This window comes from Lentzea roselyniae (genome assembly GCF_039537795.1).
GTDB classification, from domain to species: Bacteria; Actinomycetota; Actinomycetes; order Mycobacteriales; family Pseudonocardiaceae; genus Lentzea; species Lentzea atacamensis.
This window is the reverse complement of record NZ_BAABBE010000007.1, coordinates 145,477-160,707: the sequence shown is the minus strand read 5'-3', so window position 1 is coordinate 160,707 and position 15,231 is coordinate 145,477. Positions and strand designations below refer to the sequence as shown.

The window sequence follows — 15,231 nt, the reverse complement described above, 5'->3', positions numbered from 1 at the left end:
AGTGCAGATCGGCGTCTTCACCGCGGGCGACCTGGAACCCGCCGAGATAGTCGCGCTGGCGGTCGCGGCCGAGGAAGCGGGCTTCGACGTCTTCGCGGTCGGCGAGCACCACAACCCGCCCTACAACTCGTCGTCCCCCACCACGCTGCTGGCGTACATCGCGGCGAAGACCAGCACCATCCTGCTCTCCACCGCCACGACGCTCATCACCACGAACGACCCCGCGAGAATCGCCGCCGACTACGCGACCCTGCACCACCTCGCGCCGGGCAGAACCGACCTCGTGCTGGGACGCGGCAACACGGCGAAGGTGTTCGGCTGGTTCGGCAAGGAGATCGAGTACAGCCTCCCGCTGACGATCGAGAACTACGGCGTGCTGCGCGAGTTGTGGCGCGACAGGCCGTACATCTGGCACGCCTGCACCCGCTCCCCCGAGATCGCCGACATTGCGGCGGAACACGACGACGGGCTTTTCGTGTTCGCCGGTCAGACCGAGCACGTCGCCAGGTACCGCGAAAGGGCCGGAAACCCGAAACTCGGCGTGCTGGCCAACGACGACGACCTCGGCGAAGCGCTGGACATCAAACCCGACCGGCTGCTGATCCACGCGAAGAGCCCCGATCACCTCCGCCAGATCACCAGGGCCACCACCAGGATCAGCACACCGACCGCCACCGCGGACCCGAGCACCCACAGCCCGTAGACCGCGAACGCCACGAACTCCGATCCGATGGCGGCGACGGAGGTGACCGTGGCACGGGCGTCGGACTCGATCCGGTGCTGCAACTCGGTCTCGATCTGCACCAGCACGAACCGGTACAGCCCGTAGAACAGTCCCAGCAGGACGATCGCCATCGGCACGGCGAGCACGGCGGCCGCGATCAGCGCCACGCCCGAGGCGAACAGCACCCAGCCGCGGAACGGCAGCCGCCCGCCGAGCGACGCACCGGCCGCGCCCAGCAACGGCACCCCGATCGTCGCGAGCGGCACCCACACCGTCGGCACCTGCCAGTCCTGCGCCAGCAGCGTGAAGTACTCCTCGAACGCGTCGATCGCGTACACCAGGGCCACCGCGATCACGGCTCGCTTGATGGGCACGGACGCCCGCAGACCGGCGCGCAACGTCGCGAAGTAGCTCTCGTGCTCCTCTGACTCACGCGGAGGCTCCGGGAACCGCAGCGCGATCACCGACGAAAGCAGGCACATCACGACGGAAACCCAGCCGGCCAGCTCGTAGCCGCCGTACGAGAACAACGCGGTGGCCATGACCGCGACGGGAACCTGCGAGATCAGCTCGATGGTGTCGACCCGCGCGTTGAGCCGGCCGTACTGCTCCTCGTCGCCGTTGGCCGCCAGCCCGTCGTACAGCAGGGCCTCGAACGCTCCTGAGGTCAGCGTTCCGCCGAGTCCCCACAGCACGAAACCGACGGCGAAACCCCAGAACGACGGGAACAGCACCCACGCCGCGTGGGCGACGGCTTGCAGCACACCGGCGGCGACGAGCGAGCTCCGTCGCGAGAACCGGTCGGCGATGGCACCGGACGGCACCTCGAACACGACCGCGGTGAACGACCAGATCGCGAGCAGCACGGAGATGGAGGCGTCCGACAGCCCGCTGTCGGCGAAGAGCAACGCGTACAGCGCGTAGATCGGGACGAGGTGCGAACACCACGCGAACGCTGTCGCGGTTCGGGACAGATCAGTTGAAGATCAATGTCGTCGTCGCATGGCACAAGGTTAAGCCGTCAGCGCCACCGATTAAATGGCGCTGACGGCTCGTAGTCGCTCAGAAACCGGCGGTGATGCGGGTGAACGCGAGGTCGGACTGCTGGATGCCGGAGCAGTGCGCGGCCACCTGGCCGTCGCAGCCACCGCGGTCGCGGTTCACCGACCAGAACGCGAGACGCCCGAGGCCGTTGGCCTTCGACCAGTCGCGGATCGCGGTCCAGTCGTCCACGGTGGTCAGCTCGCGCTGGTCGGACAGCCCGTTCATGCCGGAGATGCCGACGTGCCTGAACGCCTCGGCGTCACTCCAGCCGAAGGTCGACTTGAGCTTGTTCTTCAGCCCCGTGGCCGCGCCGATGGTGTCGGTGCGGATGTTGGAGCTGCCGAAGTCGAACGGCATGATCGTGAACACGTCGATGTTCGCGTTGAGCGCCTTGGCCTGGTCGATCAGCCGCGCGCCGTAGAAGTTCGGCCCGGTGGTGCCGGTGCCGAACGTGACGATCGTCTGGATGCCCGGGTTGTTCTGCTTGACGATCCGCAGCGCGGTGATGATCCGGTCCTGGACGGTCGTGTTCTCGAACTCGTCGGAGTTCTCGATGTCGATGTCGATGGCCTTCAACCCGTAGGCGTTGATCACCTGCTGGTACGCGGCGGCCAGGGCCTCCGGCGTCGAGCAGTTCGGGCCGAGCTTGTTGCCGCTCCAGCCGCCGAACGACGGCACGATGTCACCGCCGGCCGCGCGGATGGCGTTGATCGTCTGCTGGTCGACGCCACCGGTGAGCGGACGCTGGCTGTCCCACGACGGCGTGCACCCGCCGCCGGACAGGACGAACGCGAGCGTGAACCACTTGACGCCGGTCGAGCTCATGACCTGCGTGGCGCTCTGCGGGTTGCCCCAGCCCAGGTACAGGTAGGGCGCACCGCGGCCGGTGCCGGGCACCGGCGGGTTCGACGTGGTCGTCGTCGTGGTGGTCGTGGTCGCCGGCGGCTGCCCGGTGCCGTCGCACGCTGCCCCGTTGATCTTGCAGCCGGTCGGGCTGCCACCGGAACCGCTCACGGTGAAGCCGAAGCTCGCCGTGCCGCCGACGGGCACGTTGCCGTTCCACGTGTTGCGGACCGTGATGTGCTGCCCGCTGGCAGTGCGGCTGCCGTCCCAGAGAGACCCGATCGACTGTCCGCTCGGGAGCGTGAACTCGACGGTCCACGACGTGAGCGCGGACGGGCCGCCGTTGGAGATCGTGTACTTGGCCTCGTAGCCGCCGCCCCAGTCCGACGTCTTGGTGAACGCCGCCGTCACGCCCGTCGCGCCGCTCGCGGGAGCGGCGAGAACGCCTCCGACCACGGCCGATATCGCCAGACCGATGGTCAGGAACTGCCAGCGGAACCTCTTCATGGTGCTCCATTCACGTGCAGGGGGAACGTGATGGCGAGCACGCTAACTGGTCTGGACCACCGGTTCAAGGGTGTGAACAAGACGCATCGGCCTGCGGTTTTGTGGGAGCGCTCCCCTATGGCGCTACAACTGATCCACCCGCTCCGCGTCGCGCTCCTCCAGCAGCTGCAGCAACGCGTACGTGGTCTGCCGTTGCTCTTCGAGCAGCTTGACCAGCCAGGATCCGAAGTACAGAAATCCGCCGACCCCGATCAGCCCGACGCCGAGGATCCCGCCGGAGACCACGTACGGGATCTGCTCCCACACGTAACCCGTGTGCGCGACACCCCACCAGGCGAAGAGGATCGCCGCGATCCCCGCCGTCATCAGCATGGTGCCGACGAACCCGAGCCCGCTCTGCATCCGTGCGCGGCGCCGATCCTGCATGGTCATCGCTTCACCCGTTGCGCAGGTCTGGGACACCGGTCGGGTGTCCGGAGGGACAGGGAGCGCCGCCCAGCAGGAACGTGCCGAACGACTTCATGCCGAACGCGCCCGCCGCGGCGACACCGAGCCCGGCGAGGACCAGAAGTGCCGGCACACCGGGAAAGTCGAGCAGCGACCGGGGTTTCGCGCGCGCGGTCGCCACCGGTGTCACGGCCTTGGGCGGCGTCACCCCGGCAACCGGCGGTGAACCGGGCAGCGGGGGCGAAGCACCATCGGCGGCCGGTGGCGGCGGCACGAGAGGTGCTTGCGGCGCAGGCGCATCAGGCGGTGTGAGCGGCGCGGCGGCGGAAGCGTTCGCGGCCGCCTCGGTGTCGCCGACTATCACGACCATCTTGCGCAACGGGTTCAGCAGCGGCACGAGCTCCTTGGGCAGCAACGGCGCCAGCACGCCGTCCAGGATTCCGCCGAGGCCCAGCTTGTTGCGCAACGCCAGCACGTCGACCGTCAGCGTCAGACCGGTGCTCTTGGACGTCGCGGCGGTGCCTTCGAGCTTCGTCGCGGACGTCGGCCACGTCAGCGTGATACCCAGTGGTTCCAACGCCTTCAGCAGACCGTCCGGCGGCGCGTCCGGTGCCTTGACCGGGAACTTCTGGCCGAGCACCGTGAACTCGGCGACCGAGAACGTGCTCGTGCCGCTCCCCTTGCTGCCGTCGCTGACCGCGACCGACTCGAAGCGCACGCCCGACAGCACGACCAGGCCGGCGAGCAGCGAGAGCGTTTGCGCGGACGACACGGCGGTGGACCGCGCCTCGGAACCCGACACCGAACTAACGCTGCTCGACGCGAGACCGTCCGCGGTGAGCAGGAACGGCACCTCCTGCTTCGCACCCGCCGACGACTCGGTCTTCGCGGCACCCGCGGTGGCGCGCATGCCCGACTTCGACTCGTCCGCGGGACCACCGGGATGCGACGCGTTGGCCTGCACCGGGTACGCGAAACCCAGCAGCTGCGGCAGTCCGGTACCGACCGCCGCGCCCGGCCACAGCGAGCTCGCCAGTGACCGGCCGATCGGGCCCGAACCCAGCTCGGTCTGCGTGTACGACAGGTGCACCTCGCCCTGCGGTTCCGCGGGCACCGGGATCAGATCGGTGTGCAGCAGCACCGAGACGGGTGCGGCGCGGGCGGAGAGCGTGAACCCGCCGATGTCGGCGGCCTGCGCAGGGGCCGGGGACAGCAGCAGAAGCAGCAGTACCAGCGCGTACCTCACGATGTCCCTCCGAAGTAGACGGTGGCCAGGTCGCTGTCGGCGCTGATCTCGCCGTGCGCCATCACCACGACCTGGTCTGCCACGGCCGACGCGGTCTCCGCGAACTGCTCCACGATCAGCATCGTGACGCCGGACGAGGCCAGCTCCTTGACGACCTCGTACAGCTCGGCGACGATCACCGGCGCGAGTCCCATCGACAGCTCGTCGATCACGAGCACGGCCGGGTCGGTGATCAACGCGCGGGAGAATGCGAGCATCTGCTGCTCGCCACCGGACATCGAGCCCGCGAGCTGCTTCTGCCGCGCCTTGAGCTTCGGGAACCGTTCGTAGACCACGGCGGGATCGCCGCGCATCAGGCGCAGGTTCTCCGCGACCGTGAGGTTCGGGAAGATCGCGCGGCCCTCCGGGATCGTGCACAGGCCCGCGCGCGCCAGCTCGTCGGGAGCGGCGTCGTTGACGTGCACCCCGCCCAGGTGGACGTGCCCGCTGGAGGCGCGCAGCTGTCCACTGAGGACTTTGACCAGTGTCGACTTGCCCGCTCCGTTCGGGCCGAGCAGCGCCGTGACCGTGCCGCGCGGCACGTTGAGCGTGACCTCGCGCAGCACCTCGATCCTGCCGTACCCGGCGTGGACGTCCATCAGGTCGATCATCCGATGTACGCCTCCCGGACGCCTTCGTGCGAGCGGATCTCGGAGGGGGTGCCGGACGTCAGGAGCTGCCCGAGGTTCAGCACGTGCACGTGGTCGCAGTAGCCCATCACGAGGTCCATGTCGTGCTCGACCAGCACGACGGCGCGTCCTTCCGCGCTCAGCTCGCGCAGCAGCTCACCGAACGCGTCGGTCTCGGCGCGGTCCAGCCCGGACGACGGTTCGTCGAGCAGCAGCAGGTGGGGATCGGTCGCCAGCGCGCGAGCGAGTTCCAGCAGCCGCGCGGCACCGGTCGGCACGGTGTCGGCCTGGGCGTCGGCGAACTCGGCGATCCCGACCCGTGCCAGCAGCTCCGCGGCCAGCTTGGCCGGGCGGCGGCGGCTTTCCAGTGCCACCACCACGTTCTCCCAGACGGTCAGCGACCCGAAGACCTCGAGCCGCTGGAACGTCCGCGCCACTCCCAGTCTGGACCGCTGGTGCGGCCCCTTCGAGGTGATGTCCGCGTCGTCGAGCAGCACCCGGCCGGACGACGGCTTGCGCAGCCCGCTGATCACGTCGAACAACGTCGTCTTGCCGGCGCCGTTGGGGCCGATCAGCCCGGTGACGCCGGGATCGGCCGACAGCGTCACGTCGTTGACCGCGGTCACCTCGCCGAAGCGGACCGTCACGCCCTCCACCCTCAGCCTGCTCATGCGCGCCGCCAGGACCAAGCCCGGAAGAACCAGCTGACCAGACCGTTGGGATCACGCGAGAGCCCGGCCGCCGCCACTCCGAGCAGCACGACCGCGACCCCGGCGAACGCGGGAAACCCGCTCTGCAGCACCGGAAGCAGCATCAGCAGCATCCCGCCCAGCGCCGCGCCGGACACCGACGTCACACCGGCGATCACCGCGAACAGCAGCAGCGGCAGGTTGTTGAACAGCTGGAAGTCGCTCGCCGCCACGGTTTCCCGCAGCTGCGCGAACAAGCCTCCCGCGAGCCCGGCGATCGCCGCCGACAGCGAGAACACCCAGACCCGGATCCAGCGCACGTTCATGCCGAGCGTCGCGCACGCGGCCGAACTGTCCTTCACCGCGATCATGCGCCGCCCCAGCCGGCCGCGCCGCACCGCCAGCACACCGGCCCCGACCAGCGCGAACACCCCGGCGGCCAGGAGCAGCTGCGCCGTGGCGGACTCGAAGAGACGCGGCACCTGCAGGCTGCCCCGCACCCCGAACGCGATCGGCGACTGCAGCACGAGCTTGTCCATCAGCTGCGCGAACCCCAGCGTGGCCAACGCCAGGTACAGCCCGCTCACCCGCAACGCCGTCAACGCGATCAGCGCACCGATCGCGGCGGCGACCACCGCGCCGACCACCAACGCCAGCGGCGAGGAGCTCTCCAGCCACGCCACCGTCACCGCGCCCACGCCGACGAACGTGAACTGCCCCAGCGACACCACCCCGCCGTACCCGGTGAGCAGGACCATCGACAGCAGCACGATCCCGAACACCAGCCCCAGCGCGAGCTGCCCGGCCACCACGCCGTCCACGAGCAACGCCAGCGCGACCACGACCCCCATGAACAACGCCATCCCGACCCCGGTGGCGAGCCCGCCCGGCACCGCCACCCCGCGCGATCCCCGCACGCCACCGATGCGCAGCGGTGACTGGGGCATCGCGAGCAGCACGACGAACAGCAGCAGTGCCGGAATCGCCGCCCGGAACGCGATCCAGAACGGCGAAGACGGCAGGTACGCCACCGCGTAGGACTGCACCAGGCCGAGGCCGAGGGCACCCACGAACGTCCACGGCAGACTGCGCAACCGCCCGACCAGCGCGGCGGTGTAGGCGGTGATCACGAGCAGCGTCATCGTCACGTAGTCGAGCTGCACGACCGGGGTGAGCAGGATGCCGCCCAGCGCCGCCAGCGCCGACCCGATGGCCCAGCTCAGCGCGGACAGCCGGTGGGGACGCGTCCCGTACAACGCGGCCAGCTCCGGGGCGTCGACGCACGCCCGCATCGCGAGCCCGGTCCGCGTCCGGTTCAGCAGCAGGTAGAGCCCGCCCGCGACCAGCACCGCGCAGGCCAGCGTGACGAGGTCGTGGCCGCTGACGAACGACTGTCCGATGTGGATGCCGTACTGGTCGAGGAACGGCCGCACGGGCCGGGCCTGCGGAGGCCAGATCACGTGGGCCGCACCGATCAGCCCGACCAGCACGCCGACGCCGGCGACGAGCGTGATGCCGACCGGCGCGCCCGCGAGCCTGCGCATCACGAACCGTTCGATCACCAGCCCGAACAGCGGCGCGCAGCCGCCGACGACGATCAGCAGGGCGAGCCACTGCGGCAGGCCGCGGTTCTCGGCGAGCTCCCAGTAGAGGAACGCCATGACCATGCCGATCGCGCCGTGACCGACGTTGAACACCTTGGAGGTGCTGTAGGTCAGCACGAGACCGCCGGCGACGACGGCGTAGGCCCCGCCGGTGACGAGGCCGAAGACGGTGTAGGCCAGGAGGGCGGTCATCCACCCACCCCGGTGTCGATCAACGGGCCGCACGAGTACCCGGACGCGGGCGCCAGCCGGGTCCACGTCCCGCCCTTCAGCTTGATCAGGGACATGCACGCCGACGTCCGCTTACCTCCGACGTCCTGCGGCGCGACCATCCCCTCGGCGGTGAAGTCGTGCACCCCGCGGACCTGCTCCAGCATCGCCTTGCGCGTCAGCTGCGGTCCGATCTTCGCGGCGAGCTGGACGAACAACCGCGCGGCCGCCCACGCGAACATCCCGAAGTACGAGGGTGCCGCACCGGGCGCCACCCGCCCCAGCCACTGCTTGTACAGCGCTACCTGGGCGTTGTTCTCCTCGAACATCGCGCCGTTCGTGTAGACGACGGTGCCGTCGACCGCTGCCCCGCCCTGCCGCACGTACTGCGCGTCGTACGCGCTCGGGTCCGTGATGAACGCTTCCGGCGTGTACCCCTGCTGCCGCATGGCCTGCTGCAGCCGGACCGCGTACTGCGCCGACCCCATCCAGTACACGATCTTCGCGCCCGTCTCCTTGAGCTTGGCGACGTACGGCGCGTAGTTGACGTCCGCGATGTCGATCGCCTGCGTGTAGACGAACTTCAGTCCGCGCTGCTCCGCGGCTTTCTGCATGCTGCGCGCGTTCTGCGAGCTCGCGTCGACGTTGAGGTAGAGGAACGACGCGGCGCTCGCGGCGTTCGGAAAGCTCGACTTGACCAGGTCCGGGTACGCCGAGGACACCAGGTTCACCACGTTGGACGCGACGCCGAAGCTCACCGGGGTGCGCTGCCGCTGCACCGTGACCGTCGAGGCCCGCAGGTCCGGGATGCCGCACCCGGTGGCGGCCGGTCCACCGCCCTGGTCGAACCCCGACATCGAGCCGACGAGCGCGAACGCCTGCTCGCACGCCTGGGAGGTGGCCTGCTGGTCGCCGCCGCTGTCCGTCCGGGAGTCGAACGACACGAGCTTGAGCTTGCGGCCGCAGATCGCGCCCTGGGTGGCGTTGAAGTACTCGACGAACGCCTTCGTCCCCTGCTGCGCCGCCTGGAAGAGACCGGGCACAGGGCCGCTGATGTCCGAGATGTTGGCGATGGTGATCTCGCCGGCGGTGACGCCCTTGTCCGTGGCGCCACCGGTGCCCTGGCAGCCTCCCGCGATGCTGCCGGGCGGGTTCGGCTGCTTGTTCGGCTGCTGCGGGTTGTTGGCACCCGGCTGCCCCGCGGTGCCGTCGGTGCCGGCCACCCCGCCGTACTCGCCGCCCGGCACGGTGCCCTGCTGGGTCTCCGCTCCGCCGCCCAGAGGCACGGCGAGTGCCGCGCGTTGCTCGTCGGTGAGCCTGCTCCCGCACCCCGCGACCAACGCGCAGACCACTAACGCGATCAGCGCAACCCTGCGATGCATGCGGACGAACGCTAGGCCACTGCATCAATCCAGACCAGGCCGCTCACCAGCGATTTCACCCATGTGGCCGACACGATTTCTAGAACAAGTTCTATTGGCAAAGGAATGCGGCTAACACCGTCACCAAACCGAAGTTACGTCGTTAGACCACCTCGGGCCAAAGAACACGTTCTAGCTAGGACGGCGGCAGCAGCTCTGGCCGGCGCGGGCGGATCACGTCGCCCGACGACTCACCGCGCAGCCGTCGCATCACCCACGGCACGACGTGTTCGCGCGCCCACCTCCAGTCCTCCGCCCGCCGGATCTTCCGGTCGACCAGCGGAGCCCTGCCGAGCACCGTCCGCTCCAGGGAGTGCGCAACCCCGAGACCGTCGAGCACGGAGATGGCGACCTCGTGGTGACCCAGCTCGTTCAGGTGCAGCCGGTCCGGAGACCACATACGACGGTCACGCAGCTGCCGCATCGCCCACATGTCGACCAGCACGCACGAGTGCTCTGCAGCGATCGCGCGCACGTGCTCGTTGTAGATGGCCACGCGACCACGCATCTTGCGGAACACCGGGTCGTCGGCCCCGTCGACACCCGTGAAGAGGATGACGCGCGCGCCGGCCTCGACCGTGCGCGCCACCGCGTCGCGGTAACGGCGCATCAACGCGTCGATGTTCACCTTCGGCCGCATGAGGTCGTTGCCGCCCGCGTAGAGCGAGACGAGATCCGGGTTCATCGCGAGAGCGCGCTCAAGCTGCTCACCCAGGATCTGCGGCAGCAACCGGCCGCGCACAGCCAGGTTGGCGTAGGTGAACTCCGGGTCGGCGGCACCCAGGACGTCGGCGACGCGGTCGGCCCATCCGCGCACACCGTTCGGACGGCCAGCGTCTTCGTCGCCCACTCCTTCGGTGAACGAGTCCCCCAACGCCACAAAACGCTTGCTCATGCTCAGGACTTTAGGTCGCGCGTCATGACCGAGGTTGCGCGGGGCTGGATAACGTTTCGATAACGCCAGGGTCTCGAACTGAGGCGGGCTCCCGCTTTCGGCCGTAGTCCCGATCGTGCGACTCCCCATGAACTTGGCAACGCCGACGCGACTTCTCGTCGCGCTGGCCGGCTGTGCGCTGGCCGTGCTGCTCAACACCGGGATCGCGATCGGCCAGCCCCCCAATCCCTCGACCCCCATCTCGACCCCGCCGCCCGGAAGTGGCGGAACGGGCGACGAGGTCGTGCAGACCCAGTGGGGCCCGCTCGGACCCGCCGACCGGGACTTCATGAACCGGGTCAAGCAGGCCGGGCTGTGGGAGAAACCCGCGGGCGACAAGGGCAGGGCCAAGCGGCCGGACCAGCCCAAGATCCTGGAAGCCTGCAAGCACCTCATCGAGGGCCACACGCTGCTGGACAACGTGGTGAACCGGGCGGGCGTCCTGCTCGGGCACACGCTGCCCACGGAAGCCTCCGACGAGCAAAAGGGCTGGCTGGCCGAAATGGACGCGGCGAACGGCGACGAGTTCGACGCCGTCTTCGCCAACCGGCTCCGGGCGGCGCACGGCAAGGTCTACGCCTATGCCGCGCAGATCCGGGCGGGCACCAAGAACGAACTCATCCGCATCCTGTCCACACAGGCGATGATCACCGTCTTCGACCACATGAAGGTGCTCGAGGACACCGGTCGTGTCGACTTCGCCGGTCTGGAGTCCCCGCAGCCGCTCGCACCACCGACGGCTGCCGCCGGGGCACCGGAACCCACGGGCGAGAACGGCAACAGCGCGGACGCTTCCACGAACCCGACCGACGGTGTGATCCCGACCGTGCCGGAGGGCACCAGGTTCACCCGCACCGCCGAGCAAGGCGTGTTCGGTGACAACAACGGCGTCTTCTTCGGCGCCATAGCGGTGCTCGCGCTCGCGCTGGTGGGGATGCGCATGATCTCCCGATCCAAGAAGACAAGACGTAAATCTCGTTCGTTCTGAAAACGCACACCCGTTCAACCGAAGACAGCGGCTCACCGCCGTCAGCTTCAGCATGCCGTTTTATCGGACTACCACGAGGTGGCAAATGGCTTTTCACCGTAGGAAATCCACGATCTGGCTGACGGCCGCAGCAGCGGCGATGGCCCTGGTCGCTGGCGGTGCCGCGGTGGTGGCCATCAGTTCTTCTGATGGCGCCGCGCTCGCCGACGGGGCTGACAAATCGCAGTTCGTCGACATCACCAAGGTGAAGCCGAACGTCAAGAAACCAAAACCGGAGAACGACGCCACCACGGGTACGTTCACCGTGGACTGCGGCCGGAACGAGAACGGGCACTTCAACCCGGACAACTTCATCGCGCAGCCCGGTGTCCGCAACGGTGCCCAGCACCTGCACGACTACGTCGGCAACCTGTCCACCAACGCGGACTCCAACAACAAGTCGCTCCAGGCGGCCGGCACCACCTGCAAGAACGGTGACAAGTCCGCCTACTTCTGGCCCGTCGTGCGCATCAACGACGGTGCGGAGGAAGGCGAGGGCCAGGAGCAGCAGCCGCCGAAGAAGGACGACAAGGCGCAGCAGGAGAAGGACAAGGCCGCCAAGGACGCGGCCCGCCTCGAGTGCCCCGACGTCGCCTCCCGGCTCCCCGAGGACGTGCCGAACGGCGCCCAGGCGGAGATCGACAGGGAGCTCGCGAACATCGAGAAGGTCACCGACGAGGCCGAGAAGAAGCTCGAGCAGACCAAGGCCCAGGACGTCAACAACGTCATCGTCGGCCCGACGCGGGAGAAGCGCGCCGCGATCCTGAACCGGATGATGCTCGCGTTCAGCCGCCAGGGTCAGCAGGCTCCCGACCTGAACCCGGCCGCCGCCTGCGCGGTCAAGGAGCAGGGCGAGGCCGCCGCTCTCGACAACGGCGCCGAGAACAACAACGAAGCCCAGGCCGAGGGCCTCGAGAACAAGAAGAACCAGAACAACCCCGAGGAGAACGCGAACAACGAGCTCCCGGGCAACGAGGGCGAGATCCAGCGTCCCGAGGTCGTCGACCTGACCTTCCGCGGTTCCCCGACCGGCAAGGTCGTCGCGATGCCGAAGTTCCTCCGCGTCCTCTACGGCGACGCCAAGGTCTCGACCAACGGCACCAAGAACGCCAAGGACTCGTGGACCTGCACGGGCTTCGAGGACAAGGTGCTGATGAACAAGTACCCGATCTGCCCGCAGGGCTCGAAGGTCAAGCGCATCCACGACTTCCCGAGCTGCTGGGACGGCAAGAACATCGACTCGGCCAACCACCGCGACCACATCGTGTTCCCGGACCAGAACGGCAAGTGCAAGAAGGGCTTCAAGGCCGTTCCCCAGCTGCGTATCTCGCTGACCTACAACATCCCCAGGGAGATCCAGCAGCAGGGCCGGTACGCGGTCGACGCGTTCCCGGAGGAGGAACACAACCCGTTCTCCGACCACGACGACTTCGCGAACGTGATGTCGCAGCAGATCATGAACCGCCTGGTCAACTGCGTGAACACCGGCAAGAAGTGCCGCGAGTGACGCGCTGACCGTCTGACCGAAGTCCCCCGGTGCACCTCCCGCGCACCGGGGGATTCTCGTTGTCCCGCTGAGAGATTCCCGCGGCTAACCTGGCGCGCATGATGGCGAGATCACGGCGGACCTGGCGCGATGTGGACGGCGAGCGGATCGAGGGGACCTGGCGGCACGCCTTCGTCCGCAACGGGGACAGGCACTACCTCACCGACCTGTTCATCTACGCCGACGGGCTGGTCGACTGCTGGGGACTGGTCTCACTCGACGAGTTCGCCGCCAAGCTCGCCTCGGGGTGGGTGGCGACCGAGCTCCCCGACGGCGCCGAGGCGTCGGCGTTCCACGTCGCCACGTGGAAGTTCGCCGAACCGCAGGCCGCGCTGACCGCCGACATGCTCTACGGCGAGGTCCTCGACGAGATCGACCGGCTCAACGACAGGCCGGACTCCACGGCGCGCTGCCTCGCGGCGGTCGACGTCTTCCTCGACCGGCAGGACGAGGACAGCCGGGCGGCCGTGCGCGCGGCGTACCACACCATCCCCGAGCACCTGCGGATCTACGCGCTCGGCGACATGGACCGCAGGGACTGGCCGTTGCGGGTGCTCGCGGCAGGGCCGGGCAACCCCTACTCCTGGCAGGACGAGGACAAGCTCGTCTCCAAGAAGGAACACGCCGCGGCGCTGCGCTACTTCGAAGGTCTCCGCAGGCAGCGCCGTGCGGCGCCAACGCCTGCAGAACCGGCCGAGACCAGCATCGTGATCAGCCACACCAACCACACCGTGCCGGGCGGATGGCCGGAGAATCCCGGAATCCTCGTGCTGCGCAACGAGTTCCCCACACCCGTCACCGTCGGCGCGCAGATCCACCCGAGCGTCGCCGACGCCTACGAGGCCGTCGCGGCGAACGTGCCGGCGCAGGCGCGGACGGCGGTCATGGCGGAGTTGCTGCGCCTCAAGTTCGCCCAGCACCCCGAGCTCGCCGAGACGCTGACGGCCACCGGCACCGCACGGCTGGTCTACGCCGACTCGTCGGCGTTCTGGGGGCAGCACGGCACTGAGGGCCGGAACTGGCTCGGACGGCTGCTGGAGCTGGTCCGGTCCGAACTGTCTGTTCGTGACCACGACCTGTTCACCAGCCTGAACCTTGTTCCGGAATGATTGACCGCAAAGGTATAGACCACTGACACTGGCGGAATGGTCACCCGTTCCTGCGCGGTGCTGATCGCACTGCTGGCAACGCTGCTAGTACCGGTCACCGGCCCGTCCGCCACGGCGGCACCGGCGACGTTCGTGCACCCCGGAGTAGGGGTCTCCCGTCCGCAGCTCGACTTCATCCGCGCCAAGGTCCAGGCCGGCGCCCAGCCGTGGAAGCTCGCCTACGACCGCATGATGGCGAGCTCGTACGCCTCCCTGTCCCGCGTCCCGAAGCCGAGAGCGATCGTGGAGTGCGGCCCCTACACGAACCCGAACCACGGCTGCACCGACGAGCGCCAGGACGCGCTCGCCGCGTACACGCTCTCGCTGGCCTGGTACATCACCCGCGACAACCGGTACGCGACCAAGGCCATCGAGATCATGGACGCCTGGTCGGCCACCATCCAGGACCACACCAACTCCAACGCCCCGCTGCAGACCGCGTGGTCGGCTTCCTCGTGGCCCAAAGCCGCCGAGATCATCAAGCACGTCCACGGGAACTGGCCCAACAGCGGCCGGTTCGGCACCATGCTGCGCAACGTCTACCTGCCGGAGATCGCGAACGGCCGCGCGAACACCAACGGCAACTGGGAACTCAGCATGATGGAGGCCTCGCTGGGCATCGCGGTGTTCCTGGAGGACAGGGCCGCCTACGACAAGGCCGTCGGCATCTTCCGCACCCGGATCCAGGCCTACATCTACCTCACGACCGACGGAGCGTTGCCGAAGACGCCGCCGGGCAGCGGGATCGACACCAGGGCCGAGATCATCTCGTACTGGCACAACCAGTCCACGTTCGTCGACGGGCTGACCCAGGAGACCTGCCGGGACTTCGCGCACACCGGGTACGGGCTCGCGGCCGCCGCGCACTTCGCCGAGACCGCGCGGCACCAGGGGCAGGACATCTGGGGGGAGATCAGGGAGCGCATGCGGCACGCGTGGGGCCTGCACACCAAGTACCAGAACGGCACGCCGGTGCCGTCGTGGCTGTGCGGCGGCTCGTACAGCCGCGAGCTCGGGCCCACCCCGGAGGTGTCGTTCAACGCGCTGCACACGCGGCTGGGCATCGCGATGTCGAACACCCAGCTCTACACCGAGTCACATCGTCCACACGGGACCGACAACCTGTTCATCGCCTGGGAGACCCTCACCCACGCGGCGAACCCGGCCTGACAA

Annotated in this window: 14 protein-coding genes; 5 read left to right on the top strand and 9 right to left on the bottom strand. The window is 68.7% G+C overall.

The window, feature by feature from the left end:
- Position 1: 1 nt before the first annotated feature.
- Positions 2-703, top strand: coding sequence for an LLM class flavin-dependent oxidoreductase (locus tag ABFX45_RS14740; protein WP_346130350.1), 702 nt, complete (start codon positions 2-4; stop codon positions 701-703).
- On the opposite strand, the gene ABFX45_RS14735 is transcribed toward ABFX45_RS14740, so the two are convergent.
- From ABFX45_RS14735 to ABFX45_RS14695, 9 genes are all read right to left on the bottom strand, one after another.
- Entirely contained in the window at positions 622-1,650 is a 1,029-nt protein-coding gene (locus ABFX45_RS14735; RefSeq protein ID WP_325051043.1) for an MFS transporter, read from the bottom strand. The genes ABFX45_RS14740 and ABFX45_RS14735 overlap by 82 nt on opposite strands.
- Positions 1,651-1,786: 136 nt before the next feature.
- A complete protein-coding gene (locus ABFX45_RS14730; RefSeq protein WP_346130348.1) occupies positions 1,787-3,118 on the bottom strand; it encodes a cellulose binding domain-containing protein in 1,332 nt (443 codons plus the stop codon).
- Between the two features lie 123 nt (positions 3,119-3,241).
- Entirely contained in the window at positions 3,242-3,550 is a 309-nt protein-coding gene (locus tag ABFX45_RS14725; protein ID WP_109635920.1) for a hypothetical protein, read from the bottom strand.
- Between the two features lie 4 nt (positions 3,551-3,554).
- Complete coding sequence (locus tag ABFX45_RS14720; protein ID WP_346130346.1) at positions 3,555-4,811, bottom strand: choice-of-anchor P family protein; 1,257 nt, start codon at positions 4,809-4,811, stop codon at positions 3,555-3,557.
- Complete coding sequence (locus ABFX45_RS14715) at positions 4,808-5,461, bottom strand: ABC transporter ATP-binding protein (protein WP_346130344.1); 654 nt, start codon at positions 5,459-5,461, stop codon at positions 4,808-4,810. The genes ABFX45_RS14720 and ABFX45_RS14715 overlap by 4 nt, the downstream gene beginning before the upstream one ends.
- Positions 5,458-6,150 carry an ABC transporter ATP-binding protein gene (locus tag ABFX45_RS14710; RefSeq protein WP_346130341.1) on the bottom strand — a complete coding sequence of 231 codons (693 nt, stop codon included), beginning with the start codon at positions 6,148-6,150 and terminating at the stop codon, positions 5,458-5,460. The genes ABFX45_RS14715 and ABFX45_RS14710 overlap by 4 nt, the downstream gene beginning before the upstream one ends.
- The gene (locus ABFX45_RS14705) at positions 6,147-7,964 is read right to left on the bottom strand and encodes an ABC transporter permease (protein WP_346130339.1); all 1,818 of its coding nucleotides are present in this window, start codon (positions 7,962-7,964) and stop codon (positions 6,147-6,149) included. The genes ABFX45_RS14710 and ABFX45_RS14705 overlap by 4 nt, the downstream gene beginning before the upstream one ends.
- A complete protein-coding gene (locus tag ABFX45_RS14700) occupies positions 7,961-9,364 on the bottom strand; it encodes an ABC transporter substrate-binding protein (RefSeq protein ID WP_346130337.1) in 1,404 nt (467 codons plus the stop codon). The genes ABFX45_RS14705 and ABFX45_RS14700 overlap by 4 nt, the downstream gene beginning before the upstream one ends.
- A gap of 175 nt (positions 9,365-9,539) precedes the next feature.
- Positions 9,540-10,298, bottom strand: coding sequence for an SGNH/GDSL hydrolase family protein (locus ABFX45_RS14695; RefSeq protein WP_346130335.1), 759 nt, complete (start codon positions 10,296-10,298; stop codon positions 9,540-9,542).
- A gap of 127 nt (positions 10,299-10,425) precedes the next feature.
- Here ABFX45_RS14695 and ABFX45_RS14690 point away from each other — a divergent pair, with 127 nt between their 5' ends.
- From ABFX45_RS14690 to ABFX45_RS14675, 4 genes are all read left to right on the top strand, one after another.
- Positions 10,426-11,325, top strand: coding sequence for a DUF4142 domain-containing protein (locus ABFX45_RS14690; protein ID WP_109635902.1), 900 nt, complete (start codon positions 10,426-10,428; stop codon positions 11,323-11,325).
- 85 nt (positions 11,326-11,410) lie between these two features.
- Positions 11,411-12,871 (top strand): DUF1996 domain-containing protein, encoded by a 1,461-nt coding sequence (locus tag ABFX45_RS14685; RefSeq protein ID WP_346130333.1) that lies wholly within the window; start codon positions 11,411-11,413, stop codon positions 12,869-12,871.
- 98 nt (positions 12,872-12,969) lie between these two features.
- Complete coding sequence (locus tag ABFX45_RS14680; protein ID WP_346130331.1) at positions 12,970-14,019, top strand: DUF7638 domain-containing protein; 1,050 nt, start codon at positions 12,970-12,972, stop codon at positions 14,017-14,019.
- Between the two features lie 36 nt (positions 14,020-14,055).
- Positions 14,056-15,228 carry an alginate lyase family protein gene (locus ABFX45_RS14675; RefSeq protein WP_346130329.1) on the top strand — a complete coding sequence of 391 codons (1,173 nt, stop codon included), beginning with the start codon at positions 14,056-14,058 and terminating at the stop codon, positions 15,226-15,228.
- Positions 15,229-15,231: the final 3 nt, after the last annotated feature.

Bases quoted from the DNA above. Each gene is read 5' to 3' on its own strand.
- ABFX45_RS14675 (WP_346130329.1), top strand. From the start codon at position 14,056: ATGGTCACCCGTTCCTGCGCGGTGCTGATCGCACTGCTGGCAACGCTG.
- ABFX45_RS14690 (WP_109635902.1), top strand. From the start codon at position 10,426: ATGAACTTGGCAACGCCGACGCGACTTCTCGTCGCGCTGGCCGGCTGT.
- ABFX45_RS14685 (WP_346130333.1), top strand. From the start codon at position 11,411: ATGGCTTTTCACCGTAGGAAATCCACGATCTGGCTGACGGCCGCAGCA.
- ABFX45_RS14700 (WP_346130337.1), bottom strand. From the start codon at position 9,364: ATGCATCGCAGGGTTGCGCTGATCGCGTTAGTGGTCTGCGCGTTGGTC.
- ABFX45_RS14715 (WP_346130344.1), bottom strand. From the start codon at position 5,461: ATGATCGACCTGATGGACGTCCACGCCGGGTACGGCAGGATCGAGGTG.
- ABFX45_RS14725 (WP_109635920.1), bottom strand. From the start codon at position 3,550: ATGACCATGCAGGATCGGCGCCGCGCACGGATGCAGAGCGGGCTCGGG.
- ABFX45_RS14730 (WP_346130348.1), bottom strand. From the start codon at position 3,118: ATGAAGAGGTTCCGCTGGCAGTTCCTGACCATCGGTCTGGCGATATCG.
- ABFX45_RS14710 (WP_346130341.1), bottom strand. From the start codon at position 6,150: ATGAGCAGGCTGAGGGTGGAGGGCGTGACGGTCCGCTTCGGCGAGGTG.
- ABFX45_RS14680 (WP_346130331.1), top strand. From the start codon at position 12,970: ATGATGGCGAGATCACGGCGGACCTGGCGCGATGTGGACGGCGAGCGG.
- ABFX45_RS14695 (WP_346130335.1), bottom strand. From the start codon at position 10,298: ATGAGCAAGCGTTTTGTGGCGTTGGGGGACTCGTTCACCGAAGGAGTG.
- ABFX45_RS14705 (WP_346130339.1), bottom strand. From the start codon at position 7,964: ATGACCGCCCTCCTGGCCTACACCGTCTTCGGCCTCGTCACCGGCGGG.